This is a genomic window from Bradyrhizobium sp. ORS 285, assembly GCF_900176205.1.
In the GTDB taxonomy this organism is placed as follows: Bacteria; Pseudomonadota; Alphaproteobacteria; order Rhizobiales; family Xanthobacteraceae; genus Bradyrhizobium.
The window spans coordinates 5289127-5301955 of the sequence record NZ_LT859959.1; the positions used below are offsets into that span (position 1 = coordinate 5289127).

The 12829-nt window shown below is 66.5% G+C and carries 12 protein-coding genes; 9 read left to right on the forward strand and 3 right to left on the reverse strand.

The window, feature by feature from the left end; translation table 11 throughout:
• Positions 1 to 114 precede the first annotated feature (114 nt).
• Together BRAD285_RS23710 and BRAD285_RS23715 are read right to left on the reverse strand one after the other, a co-directional pair.
• Positions 115 to 732, reverse strand: a complete 618-nt coding sequence (locus BRAD285_RS23710) for a glutathione S-transferase family protein (protein ID WP_087877666.1) — start codon at positions 730 to 732, stop codon at positions 115 to 117.
• Positions 733 to 858: 126 nt separating this feature from the next.
• Entirely contained in the window at positions 859 to 1854 is a 996-nt protein-coding gene (locus tag BRAD285_RS23715) for an MBL fold metallo-hydrolase (RefSeq protein ID WP_006612415.1), read from the reverse strand.
• Positions 1855 to 3014: 1160 nt separating this feature from the next.
• Between BRAD285_RS23715 and BRAD285_RS23725 the strand changes: the two genes are divergently transcribed.
• On the forward strand, positions 3015 to 3284 hold the full coding sequence (locus BRAD285_RS23725) for a DUF2798 domain-containing protein (RefSeq protein WP_006612418.1): 270 nt from the start codon (positions 3015 to 3017) through the stop codon (positions 3282 to 3284).
• A 389-nt stretch (positions 3285 to 3673) separates the two neighbouring features.
• On the opposite strand, the gene mutY is transcribed toward BRAD285_RS23725, so the two are convergent.
• Positions 3674 to 4768 (reverse strand): A/G-specific adenine glycosylase, encoded by a 1095-nt coding sequence (gene mutY, locus BRAD285_RS23730; protein ID WP_006612419.1) that lies wholly within the window; start codon positions 4766 to 4768, stop codon positions 3674 to 3676.
• A 119-nt stretch (positions 4769 to 4887) separates the two neighbouring features.
• Between mutY and BRAD285_RS23735 the strand changes: the two genes are divergently transcribed.
• The 8 genes from BRAD285_RS23735 (at position 4888) to BRAD285_RS23770 (ending at position 12810) form a co-directional block, all read left to right on the forward strand.
• Positions 4888 to 5172, forward strand: coding sequence for a type II toxin-antitoxin system RelE/ParE family toxin (locus BRAD285_RS23735; protein ID WP_083846399.1), 285 nt, complete (start codon positions 4888 to 4890; stop codon positions 5170 to 5172).
• The gene (locus tag BRAD285_RS23740) at positions 5144 to 5464 is read left to right on the forward strand and encodes a HigA family addiction module antitoxin (RefSeq protein WP_006612421.1); all 321 of its coding nucleotides are present in this window, start codon (positions 5144 to 5146) and stop codon (positions 5462 to 5464) included. Before BRAD285_RS23735 ends, BRAD285_RS23740 begins: the two co-directional genes overlap by 29 nt.
• An 18-nt stretch (positions 5465 to 5482) precedes the next feature.
• On the forward strand, positions 5483 to 5962 hold the full coding sequence (locus tag BRAD285_RS23745; protein ID WP_006612422.1) for a DUF721 domain-containing protein: 480 nt from the start codon (positions 5483 to 5485) through the stop codon (positions 5960 to 5962).
• A 119-nt stretch (positions 5963 to 6081) separates the two neighbouring features.
• Entirely contained in the window at positions 6082 to 6738 is a 657-nt protein-coding gene (locus tag BRAD285_RS23750) for a DsbA family protein (protein ID WP_035646699.1), read from the forward strand.
• A 244-nt stretch (positions 6739 to 6982) separates the two neighbouring features.
• The gene (gene smc, locus BRAD285_RS23755; RefSeq protein WP_006612424.1) at positions 6983 to 10447 is read left to right on the forward strand and encodes a chromosome segregation protein SMC; all 3465 of its coding nucleotides are present in this window, start codon (positions 6983 to 6985) and stop codon (positions 10445 to 10447) included.
• A gap of 62 nt (positions 10448 to 10509) precedes the next feature.
• Positions 10510 to 11499: a small ribosomal subunit Rsm22 family protein gene (locus BRAD285_RS23760; protein WP_035646702.1), complete on the forward strand. Its 990-nt coding sequence runs from the start codon at positions 10510 to 10512 to the stop codon at positions 11497 to 11499.
• 177 nt (positions 11500 to 11676) lie between these two features.
• Positions 11677 to 12072, forward strand: coding sequence for a hypothetical protein (locus BRAD285_RS23765; RefSeq protein WP_006612426.1), 396 nt, complete (start codon positions 11677 to 11679; stop codon positions 12070 to 12072).
• Positions 12073 to 12252: 180 nt separating this feature from the next.
• Positions 12253 to 12810 (forward strand): LemA family protein, encoded by a 558-nt coding sequence (locus tag BRAD285_RS23770; RefSeq protein WP_006612427.1) that lies wholly within the window; start codon positions 12253 to 12255, stop codon positions 12808 to 12810.
• The last annotated feature ends 19 nt before the right edge of the window (positions 12811 to 12829 follow it).

The window sequence follows — 12829 nt, forward strand, 5'->3', positions numbered from 1 at the left end:
CCGCAGGCGCGCCACGGTGTCATAAAACGCGGACCAACCGCGTCAGTTCCGACACCGCGGCTGCTTTTTTCGCCGAGTCCTATCCTGGATCAACCAAGGGCGCTCCGACGTCGATCAGGCCAGCTCGGCCATTGCCTTCTTCACCGCCGGTCGTTCGGACATGCGCTTGAAGTGATCAGCGACCTTCGGGAAGGCGTTGATGTCGACGCCGTCGCCTTCGAGCCATTGCGCGATGGTGAACAGATAGGGATCACAGATCGTGTAGTGCTCGCCCATCACCCACGGGCCGCGCAGCATCTTCTGCTCGATCAGCGAAAAGCAGGCGCTCATCGTCTCCGGCACCTTTCGCTTCATGTCCGCGAAGGACGACTCCTCATTCGCCCAGCGATGGCCGCGCATCTTGTGTGCGTGGGCGATGTGCACCGTCGAGCAGAGATAGGAGGTGAAGGACTGCACCTCGGCGAAGGCGAAGGCATCCTCGAGCGGTGCCAGCCGTGCCTCCGGGAAGCGCTGCGCGATATAGGCGAGCATCGCGGGCGTCTCGGTCAGGATGCCCTGCTCCGTCACCAGCGCCGGCACGCGGCCTTTCGGATTGATCGCGAGATACTCCGGGCTGTTCTGCTGGTTGGTCTTGAAGCTGAGCTTCTCGACCGCGTAAGCAGCGCCGGCTTCGGCGAGAGCGATGTGTGAGGCGAGCGCGCAGGTGCCTGGCGCGACATAGAGCTTGAGCATGGTGACCCCCGACGAGATGAGCCGCGACCCTAGCGGCGCAGGGCTCGGCGGTCCATCCCACCGTCGAAGGAACAGACCTGCGCGACCGGCATGCCCTCGCGAGAACGGCGGGCGGTCACCTCCAGATCAGATCGGCGCCACATCCATCGTGTGCACCGCCGTCGGGAAATAGCGGAAGCCGTCGCCGGCCTTGCCGATGTGCCCGATGCCCGGCCACGGGAAGTGATAGCCGAGGATCCGAGTCCGGTTGGTGGCGAGCATGTCGAGCACGCGGACGCGGGTCTTGGCGGCCTGCTTCGGATCGGTGTCGTAGGCGAACTCGATCAGCGGCTTCTCGATCAGCAGCACCGGGTGATGCGAGATGTCGCCGATGTAGCAGAGCTGATCCTTGTCGGACTGGATAAGAAAAATCGTGTGCCCCACCGTATGGCCCGGCGTGAACATCGCCTGCACGCCCGGCAGGAACTCCTGGCCGTCCTTGAAGAAGGTGATGCGGTCCTTGACCGGCATGAGGTTGCGGACCGCCTGCTCGTAGAATGCCTTGTAATTGGGCCCGACCTTGGCCTCGTCGGTCCAGTAGGTGAAGTCGGCCTCGGAGATGAACAGCTCGGCGTTCGGGAAGCTCGGCTTGCCGTCGGGGCCGATCACGCCGCCGCAATGATCGATATGCGCATGCGTCATGACCAGCGCATCGACATCCCCAGCCTCGATGCCGGCCTGCTTCAAGGTCATCAGCATCTTGCCTGTGGTGTCGCCGAACAGTTTCGAGACGCCCATGCCGTTATCGAAAATGATGATCTTGTCGCCGGTGTTGAGCACCAGGATGTTCTGCTCTAGCTTCGCCGCGCCCGTTGGCAGGAAGTTGTTGGTCAGCATCGAATCGAGATCCCCGGGCGAGATGCCGAGGAAGGCTGCGTGGGGATCGCCGAGCGGCAGCACACCGTCCGAGATGATGGTCGCCTCGGCCGAGCCGAGCTTGAAGCGGAAGAACGTCGGCGCCTGCGTGTTCAGGAACGGACCCTTGGCCAGGACGGGAGAGCTGGCGATTCCCGTCAATCCGTAGAGGCCCGCGGCTGCGCCGACACCCAGCAGCGAACGACGTGAGACAACAGCGTCCGTCATGCGTCCCTCCCCTCATATGATCTTGTTCTGGCGAAGCTCGTGTTGGTCCGAGCCCGCTGTCGACATCGTCGTTGCTGCGCAACCGTCTACTTGCGCTGCACATCAAGGATGCAAAGAAAAGCAGCACAATCTCAGATTATCTACATCCGCGTTCTCGCGGCAATGAAAAAGATTCGACGTGCGGTCACGAAACAGACATGCAGACGCGACGATCCCGGATCGGCGGGGCGCATCGAGAAAAGTTCCGATAACTAAAATCTACTTGCGTATTATCAGAAAGCGTGCTTACCTCGCGGCCATCCCGCCTCAAGCCGAGGGGCGTTGCGCGCGATCGTCACGACACGCGAGGCGGGGATGCGGTGGCCGCGAGAGATCGCAGCGTCCTCAGTAATGAGGGCGCCGACGAGCGATCTGTCGCGGACGTGAAGTCGCAGCGTCCTGACACCCCGAAGCTGGTGTTCCCCGTGGCATGCGCGAGCATCGTCGCGGCATGGTGGCCAACAAGCCGGCGCACCAGGGAGACTGCGTATAAGCGTGAAGACCATCGCGCGGGGAATGCCGGGTGTTCTCGGCTGAACCTGTGGTGACTGCCGCCTGCTTTTCTTGCTGCAGGCGGGCCATGGGTGCGGCCAGCATCCGGCATTCCCTGCGCCCTCTGCGCGTTTGCGAGGGACGAGCTGACGCAAAGCCTCGGGCATGATGTGCCGCGGGAACGCGCAGCCATGTCGCTCCTCATGTTAGCCTGCAATGCCCTGCTGTTTGAAAAGTGAATCGATCGCCCTTTGTCGTCGTGAGCAAGACTCGTAGGGTGGGCAAAGCGGCCGCCGCAGGCGGCAGCGTGCCCACCGTCTCGCGGGAGACTCGCGATCGCAACGGTGGGCACGACGCGGGACACAGCCCTCCAGACTCAACCGCAGCGTGGCGCGCCTTTGCCCACCCTACTCCAGCCGACCGACGACTTGAGTGTTGCCACGGCCTACAGCAGGGTCGCGCGGATTTAGGACTGGTGCCAGGCTTGTTTCCGCGCTATCACGTCGGTGCTGCGCTGATGCGCACCGTAAGCGTCTCACGTCAGGCAACGCATTCAACGGATCGGCTCGATCCGGAGGAATGCATGATGCGTTGCCCGTGATCGACCGACGAATTCAAGACCTGCAATCATGACATCATCTGATCGACCGCGCTCGCGCGGAAAACTGCCGGCGCGCTATGCGGCCGTCATCATGCCGCTGACACTCTCGCTGCTGATGACGTTCGTCGTGTCCGCGATCTCGACGCTGAAAAGTCTCGGGCCGACGCCGGCGTTCATTGCGACCTGGCCTGCGGCGTGGGCCATCTCCTGGGTGGTCGCGTTCCCCACCCTGCTTGCGGTGCTGCCGCTGGTGCGGCGGATCGTGGCGCTCGTGGTGGAGGCGCCCAGGCCGAACTAAGCGGAAGCGGGTCACTGACATGCGGCTCCGGTGTCCGCCTCACCCTCCGCCGTCATCCCGGACAAGCCGCGGCGCGCGACAGCGCGTCGTGGCGCCGATCCGGGATCCATACGCCGCGGCGGTCCTGATGGGCAAAAGGCCAACGGCCACCGCGCCTCAAACCGCTCCCTGGGGGTATGGGTCCCGGCTCGAGGCCGGGACGACGGTGGAGGTTGTGGCGCCGTAGGGTGGGCAAAGCGGCCGCCGGAGGCGGCGGCGTGCCCACCGTCTGGCGGCGGACTCGGTGTCGAAATGGTGGGCACGGCGCGGGTCACAGTTCGCCTGACTCAAGAGCAGCGGGGCGCGCCTTTGCCCACCCTACAGACTACAAACTACACGCCAGTGCTGACTTACTCCCCCAGCCCGTGCGCGACGACCTTGCGCATCACGTTGGGCAGCGCCTCGCCGTCGAGCGTCGCGATCGGGACCCAGCGCATGCCGTCCGGTGCGCAGGTGCGGGCCAAGACCTTCGCGGTGTAGACTACGAGCTCCAGCGGGAAATGCGTGAAGACATGGGTGACGACGCCGAGCTTGCGGTGCCAGCGTTTCACGCCCGAAAGCTCCGGAGCCTGCGCCAGCGCATCCGCATCGTCCTGACCGGCAAGCCATTCCGAGCCGGGCACCTCGGTCATGCCGCCAAGCAGGCCTTTGGCGGGACGCGAGCGGACCAGCAGTTCGTCACCGCGGACAACGACGAACGCCGCACCGCGACGGAGCGTGCCGGTCTTCTTGGCGGCCTTGCGCGGGAACGTCTCCTGGTCGCCGTGCTGGCGCGCCGCGCAATCCTCGTTCAGCGGGCACAGCGAGCACGCCGGCTTCTTCGGGGTGCAGATGGTGGCGCCGAGGTCCATCAGCGCCTGGGCGCTGTCGCCGGCGCGGGACGGGCCGAGCAAGGTCGCAGCGAGCGCCTGGATCTGCGGCTTGGCCTGCGGCAGCGCCTCCTCGATCCGAAACAGCCGCGACGTGACGCGCTCGATGTTGCCGTCGACCGGCATGGTCCGGCGATCGAACGCGATCGCAGCGATTGCTGCTGCCGTGTACGGGCCGATGCCGGGCAGCTTGCGCAGCCCCTCCTCGGTGTCCGGGAAGACGCCGCCGTGTTCCTGCAGCACAGTCACCGCGCAGGCGTGCAGGTTGCGCGCCCGCGAGTAGTAGCCGAGCCCGGCCCACATCCGCAGCACATCCTCGAGATCGGCGCTGCCGAGCGCCGACACATCCGGCCAGCGCGCCAGGAATTTCTCGAAATACGGCCCGACCGCCTTCACCGTCGTCTGCTGCAGCATGATCTCCGACAGCCACACCCGATACGGATCGGAGCGCTGTCCGGCCGGCGCCCGCCACGGCAGCCGCCGCCGGTGGCGGTCGTACCACGCGAGCAGTTGCGCCGGGCGCTCGGCAGAGCCGGCGTCGGGCTGGTGATTTCGAGAAGCCTTGGGATTAGCCACGTCTCTTCAATAGAGCGGAAACAAAGGTTGGACCAGCGCACCGGCTCGGAAGTCCCCAGATCAAGCAGCGTCAGACAGAATGTCCTCGCCTTCTATGACGCTGCGCGTTATAATCCGTCATGATCCAGAGCTTCGCGGATCGGGAAACGGAGCTGATATGGACCGGCCGGCGGAGCCGAAGATTGCCGTCGGACATTCAGGATGTCGCACTTCGCAAACTTCGTCTTCTGAATCAGGCCCGGGTTCTTGACGATCTCCGGGTGCCGCCCGGGAACCGGCTCGAGGCTTTGAGGGCTGACCGCGCCGGGCAACATTCGATCAGGATCAACGATCAATGGCGAATTTGCTTCGTCTGGGAGGATAGAGGACCTGCGCATGTCGAAATCGTCGACTACCACCGCTAGAAGCAACCTGCTGCACAATCCCCATCCCGGGGAAATCCTGCTGGAGGAGTTCCTCAAGCCGATGGGACTGAGCCAAAATGCGCTGGCCCGCGCCGTTCATGTACCGCCGCGCCGGATCAACGAGATCGTGCTCGGCAAGCGCGACATCACCGCGGACACCGACCTGCGCCTCGCCCGCTATTTTCGTGTCTCCGAAGGCTTCTTCCTCGGTCTTCAGATGGACTATGACCTCATGCAGCGGCGGCGCGAGATTGCCCCCGACCTGAAAGCGATCCGTCCGCGCGCCGCGTGACGGCAGCGAGAAAGCATCATGGCAAAGCCCGGCCGCCTCACCGCAAAGCCTCTCTCGCTGATGATGGGCGATGTGCTGACGGCTGCCTATGCCAAGCAGGGGTTTGCCGCGCGCGAGCTTGTGACGCGCTGGCCGGAGATCGCCGGGCGCGAGATCGCCGAGCACGCCCAGCCCCTGAAGATGCAATGGCCGCGACCGGTCGAGGGCCAGCCGCAGGAGCCGGCGACCTTGATCCTGCGCGTCGAGGGGCCGATGGCGCTGGAGATCCAGCATTCGTCTGACGTGATCCTGGAGCGGGTCAACCGCTTCTTCGGCTGGCATGCGGTGGGCAAGCTGGCGCTGCGGCAGGGGCCGCTGACCCGGCCGCCGGTGAAGCGCCGCCCGGCGCCGCCCGATCCGAAGAAGGTGGCCAAGGTGGCTTCGACCCTGACGGCGATCGAGGACGACGCGCTGCGCGATGCGCTGGCGCGGCTGGGCGCCGCCATCAAGCGAAATTGACGTTCGCCGTTTGATCCCTGCTTGAGCCCCGGCATTGCCTCGGACGGGGTTTCAAGCTAGCGAAAAGCCAAGTTATTGAGTGTTTCAGGCGCGAGATGCGCCCATTCCGGAGCAGAGCCTTGATCATCACCCGCCGCGCCTTCACCGCCGCCCTGTCGCTGACCGGCCTCGCCGCGCTGGCCGGCTTCTCCCCGCTGCGGCTGATCTCGGAGGCCATGGCGCAGAGCGCCGCCGATGTCGCCAAGCCGCAGTCGCTGCCGGACATGGGGATCGGCCCGGCGGACGCCGCCGTGACCATCGTGGAATACGCCTCGATGACCTGCCCGCATTGCGCGGCGTTCAACGCGACCGTGTTCCCGAAGCTGAAGGCCGAATACGTCGATACCGGCAAGATCCGCTACATCTTCCGCGAGTTCCCGCTGGACATCAAAGCCGCAGCCGGCTCGATGCTGACCCGCTGCATCGCCAAGGACGACGCGCAGAAGTATTTTGCCGTCACCGACATGCTGTTCCGTTCGCAGAACGACTGGGTGGTCAAGAACACCACCGAGACCCTGACGCGGATCGGCAAGCAGGCCGGCCTCAGCCAGCAGCAGGTCGAGGCCTGCCTGAAAGACCAGGCGCTGCTCGACAAGATCGCCGCCGATCAGAAATACGCCAGCGACGTTCTCAAAGTGGATTCGACGCCGACCTTCTTCATCAACGGCGAGAAGATCAAAGGCGAATCCTCGATCGAGGAGTTTCAGAAGCGCATCAACCCGCTTCTGAAGAGCTGATCCGAATCACTGAGTCAAACGAGACACAGTGCGGCCCCTTCGTGGGGCCGCTTCTGTTTGGTGGGCTGATTCGATCGAGAAAGCCTTGGAAAAGCGGGGCGAGCGGGTTGCCCTCAAGGACCGGCCTCGCCATTGTCCCGCCCTCAGAATGGGGCGCTAGAGGCGACTCAAGTCACTTTGACTTTGCCATCCATGGTATTGTCGGGGCTGTGAGATTCGTTTCCCGCCAACAGAGAATCTGTGCATGAAACTCACGCGTCTTCGTCTCCACGGTTTCAAGACGTTCGTCGAACCGACTGACTTCGTGATCGAACCCGGCCTCACCGGCGTCGTCGGTCCGAACGGCTGCGGCAAGTCGAATCTGGTCGAGGCGCTGCGCTGGGCGATGGGTGAGACCTCGCACAAATCGCTGCGCGCCGCCGACATGGACGCGGTGATCTTCTCCGGCTCGAACACGCGTCCGTCGCGCAACCACGCCGAAGTGGTGATGACGATCGACAACAGCGATCGCACCGCGCCGGCTGCCGTGAACGACCGCGACATTCTCGAAATCTCACGCCGCATCGAGCGCGAGGCCGGCTCGGTCTATCGCATCAACGGCCGCGACGTGCGCGCCCGCGACGTGCAGATCCTGTTCGCCGACGCCGCCACCGGCGCGCGCTCGCCGGCCCTGGTCCACCAGGGCAAGATCGGCGAGATCATTCAGGCCAAGCCCGAGCAGCGCCGCCGCGTGCTGGAAGACGCCGCCGGCGTCGCCGGCCTGCATGCGCGCCGCCACGAGGCCGAGCTGCGGCTGAAGGCGGCCGAGACGAATCTGCTGCGCGTCGAGGACGTCATCGGCCAGCTCTCCGGCCAGATGGAAGGCCTGCGCAAGCAGGCGCGCCAGGCGATCCGCTACCGCGAGGTCGCGGCCAAGGTGCGCAAGGCGGAAGCCACGCTCTATCACCTGCGCTGGATGGGCGCGCATGCCGACCTCAACGACGCCGCGCATACGCACGACGTCGCCGTGCGCGAAATGGCCGAGCGGACCCGCGAGCAGGCCGAATCAGCCCGCATCCAGGCGATCCGCTCGTCGCATCTGCCGGCGCTGCGCGAGGCCGAGGCCCGTGCGGCTGCGACGATGCAGCGGCTGAAGAATGCCCGCGACCTGCTCGACCGCGAGGAGGTGCGCGCCAAGGAGCGTGCCGGCGAGCTCGACCGCCGCCTGATGCAGCTCACCGCCGACGTCGCGCGTGAGCAGCAGCAGAACCAGGATGCGCAGGTCGCGCTGCAGCGTCTGGAGACCGAAGACGCGGAGCTGAAGGAAGAGATCAAGGCGCGCGTCGAGATGCGCAGCGGCGTCGACGAGCGTGTCGCCGAGGCCGAGGCGCTTCTGACCGAGACCGAGCGCCAGTTCACCGAGCTGACGACGCAGCTCGCCGATCTCACCGCCCGCCGCAACCAGCTCGAAGCCAACGTCCGCAGCCATCGCGAGCGTCTCGCCCGCCTCGACCAGGACATCGCCAATGTCCGGGCCGATGAGGAGCGGCTGGCGCAGGAGACCGCGCATCTCGGCGATCTCGATACGCTCGCCGCCGCGCTCGAAGCGGCTGAAGAGGCTGAGGCGCAGGCCGAAGCGGCCGTGCAGACCAACGAGGCCGCGCAAGCCTCCGCGCGGCAGAAGCTCGAAGCCTCGCGCGCTCCGCTGGCGGAAGCCGAGAAGCGCGCGCAGCGGCTGGAGACCGAGGCGCGCACCATCTCCAAGATGGTCAACAGCGAGACCAAGAATCTGTGGCCGCCGATCATCGACGGCGTCACCGTTGCCAAGGGGTATGAGAAGGCGCTCGGCGCCGTGCTCGGCGACGATCTCGATGCGCCGGTTGATGCCTCCGCGCCGATGCACTGGACGGTCGCCGGCGCCGAGGTCACCGACCCCGCGCTGCCCGATGGCGTCGAGCCGTTGGCTGCGTATGTGCAGGCGCCGCCGGAGCTGTCGCGCCGCCTCGCCCAGATCGGCGTGGTGTCGCGCGACCGCGGCGCGCAGCTGGTGTCGCAGTTGCGCACCGGCCAGCGGCTGGTGTCGCCGGAAGGCGACGTCTGGCGCTGGGACGGCTTCATCGCCGCGGCACACGCGCCGACCGGCGCGGCACGGCGTCTGGCCGAGCGCGCCCGCCTGATCGACATCGAGGCCGAGCTGGAGCAGGCGCGCATCGATGCCGCCGGCAAGCGCCAGGTGCTGGAGAGCGCCGAGGCCGAGGTGAAGGCCGCGACGTCAGCCGAGAGCGCCGCGCGCGAAGCCTGGCGCGCCGCGCAGCGCGAGGTCAACTCGGCGCGCGAGCGCCATGCCAATGCCGAGCGCGAGATCAACCGCCATTCGGCGCGCAAGTCGGCGCTGGTCGAGGCGTCCACGCGTCTGGCCCATGATCGCGCCGAGATCGCCGAGCTGCACGAGAATGCGCTGGAAGCGATCGAGGGGCTGCCGGCGACCACCGAAGCCGACGGCCGGCTGGCCGCCGTGCGCGCCGAGATCGAGACCAAGCGCCGTGCTGCAGCCCAAGTGCGCGCCGAGGCCCAGGCGCTGGCCCGCGAAGCCGAGCTGGCCGATCGCCGCGTGCAGGCGATCATCAACGAGCGCAACGACTGGTTCAACCGCATCCGCGGCGCCGGCTCGCAGATCGCCACCATCGAGGCGCGCATCGCCGAGGTGAGGGACGAGCGCGCCGAGCTCGACAACGCGCCGGAAATCTTCGCCGAGAAGCGCAGCGCGCTGATCGACGAGCTCGCGATCGCCGAGGAGGAGCGCCAGGTCGCCGCCGACGCGCTGGCCGAAGCCGAGACCGCGATGGGCGACACCGACCGCGCCGCCAAGGCCTCGCTGGAAGCGCTGTCGAAGTCGCGCGAGGCCGCCGCCCGCGCCGAGGAGCGGCTGGAAAGCGCCAAGCGCCGCGTCGCCGATGTCGAGCGCGAGATCCACGACATGCTCGAATGCGAGCCGAACGCGGTCGCCGCGATGGCCGAGATCGGCCCGGACACTCAGCTGCCGCCGCTGCACGAGATCGAGGACAGTCTGGAGAAGCTGCGCCGCGACCGCGAGCGCCTCGGTGCCGTCAACCTCCGCGCCGAGGAAGAGCTCACCGAGGTCGAGGGCTCGCACACCGCGCTGACCACCGAGCGCGACGATCTGGTCGAAGCCATCAAGCGGCTGCGCCAGGGCATTCAGAGCCTCAACAAGGAGGCGCGCGAGCGTCTGCAGTCCTCGTTCGAGACCGTCAACGACCACTTCAAGCGGCTGTTCACCGAGCTGTTCGGCGGCGGCGAGGCGGCGCTGCACCTGATCGAGAGCGACGATCCGCTCGAAGCCGGCCTCGAGATCATCGCCAAGCCGCCGGGCAAGAAGCCGCAGACGCTGTCGCTCTTGTCGGGCGGCGAGCAGGCGCTGACGGCGATGGCGCTGATCTTCGCGGTGTTCTTGACCAACCCCTCGCCGATCTGCGTGCTGGACGAGGTCGACGCGCCGCTCGACGACCACAACGTCGAACGCTTCTGCAACCTGCTGCATGAGATGAAGGGCTCGACCGAGACCCGCTTCATCATCATCACCCACAACCCGATCACCATGGCGCGCATGAACCGGCTGTTCGGCGTCACCATGGCCGAGCGCGGCGTGTCGCAGCTCGTCTCGGTCGCGCTCGACGAGGCCGTGAAGATCCTCGACCAGCAGGTGGCGTGATCTTGCTCCCTCATTCCGGACCGCCGCTCGCGCGGCGCCCGGACTGATTTATGGAGAGAACCATGATCTCTCCCGATGTTCCCGCCGCTCTCAAGGCCGCGCTCGAAGCCAGGCTGCACGGCCTGTCGCGGCAGGATGCAGCAGCCCGCGCCACGCGCATCTCCGACACTTACCGCAGCGGTGGCAATTCCGGAGCGATCACGACCGACGCCGACGCGATCGCCTATGCCACCGTGCGGATGCCGGCGACTTATGCTGCCGTGGCTGCGAGCCTGAATGCTCTGGTGCAGGCCAGCCCGAACTTCGCTCCGTCCTCTCTGCTCGATGTCGGTGCGGGGCCGGGAACAGCCAGCTTCGCTGCCGCCGCAGCGTTCTCCTCTCTGACATCGTTCACCGCCATCGATGCGAACCCTGCCTTGCGCACCCTGGCGCTCTCGTTGGCCGAGGATGGGCTGCACAGCCACGATCTGACCTACGCGCTGGGCGCTGCACGCGCCCTGCTCGATCGTGCCGAGCGCGCTGACCTCGTCATCGCGAGCTACGTCATCAATGAGCTGAGCGACGTGGAGCGTACGGCGGTCGTCGCCCTGCTGTGGGAAAAGACAAACCAAACGCTGCTGATCGTCGAACCCGGCACGCCCGCAGGCTACCAGCGCATCATCGCCGCACGCGACCAGCTCATTGCGGCCGGCGCTCACGTCGCGGCGCCCTGCCCACACGCGGCGGCGTGTCCGCTGATCGCCTCGGACTGGTGCCACTTCGTCCAGCGGCTGGCACGGTCGCGGGCGCACCGCGAGCTCAAGGGCGCGGATGTGCCGTTCGAGGATGAGAAGTTCAGCTTCATCGCCCTCACCCGCCAGCCCGCCCCGCATCGCCCGGAGGCGCGCGTCCTGGCGCCAACGGCGGTGACCAAGATCGGCGTCACGGCCAAGCTTTGCGAGGCTGATGGCGCGGCGAGAACCGTCAGCATCCCCCGCCGCAACAAGCCGGCTTTCGCCGCCGCGCGGCGTTGGGATTGGGGCGACGGCGTGGAGCTGCCGCCCCGTCCATAGATAGCAATGCGGCCCGGCATGGTTAACATCGGGTCGAACTTGTCTCTCATTTTCGCGACTTCGCGAAACCCGAGAAAAACCCGCGTTTGCTACGGTGAGCTGCAACGGGCGCTGAAGGCGCTGCTCACAAGGGAACGCGTGTCGATGTTCAGGACGATGACGATCGCTGCAATTCTGATGGCTTCGGCAGGAACAGCCTTTGCCGGCGGGCACGGCGGTGAGTCGTCGGCCCCGCCGCCCCCCAAGCAGGAAGGTCCGCCAGCGAAGGCCGTCATCGGCAAGAACGGCGCGGTCCTCACGGATCCCAAGGGCATGACACTGTACTATACCGAACGCGACAACACCGGTCGCCAGTCGACCTGCGACGGCGCCTGTGCCGAGAAGCGGCCGCCGCTGATGGCGCCTGACAATGCGGTCGCGACCGGCGATTTCACCGTCATCACCCGCAGCGACGGCAAGAAGATGTGGGCCTATCGCTACCGCCCGCTCTACACCTCGCAAGCCGACACCTCCCCCGGGGATATCAAGGGCAACGATCCCGACCAAAAATGGCGGGTCGCCCGCCCCTATTGAGCCGGAATCGCTGACATCAGGTCGAACGCCGGGACGGCAGCCGAACGAGGCGCTTGGGCCGACGGTGCTTGAACGGGCAGCCCACCTGCCGCGACAAATGCACGCCGGTTCACCCCAGGACCGGCGGCGTCGCCATGTGTTGGCCGTCTCGTTCTCCTGCCCTCTCCCTCGGAGCCCGTCATGTCCGGCTGGATCGTCCTCGGCATCCTCGTCATTCTCGTGCTGTTCGCCTTTGGCGCCTACAACCGGCTGGTGGCCCTCAGCCAGCGCGTCGGGCAGGCCTTTGCCGACATCGATGTCCAGCTCAAGCTGCGCCACGACCTGATTCCGAACCTGGTCGAGACCGTGAAAGGCTACGCCGCGCATGAGCGCGGCACGCTGGATGAGGTCATCAAGGCGCGCAATGCCGCCCTTTCGGCCCAGGGGCCTGCACAGGTCTCCGCGGCCGAGGGCCAGCTCACCGGCGCGCTCGGGCGGCTGATCGCGCTGTCCGAGGCCTATCCCGACCTCAAGGCCAACGCCAACTTCCAGCAGCTCGCCGGCGAGCTGTCCGACATCGAGAACAAGATCGCCGCCAGCCGCCGGTTCTTCAACAACGCCGTCCAGGAATACAATACCGGCATCCAGCAGCTGCCCGCGGCGCTGTTCGCCGGCACCTTCGGCTTCACCCGCAAGGAATTCTTCGATCTCGGCACCAGCCGGACCGAGGTCGAGGCCGCCCCGAGCGTCAAGTTCTGAGCCCGCGCCCTCGCTGCTG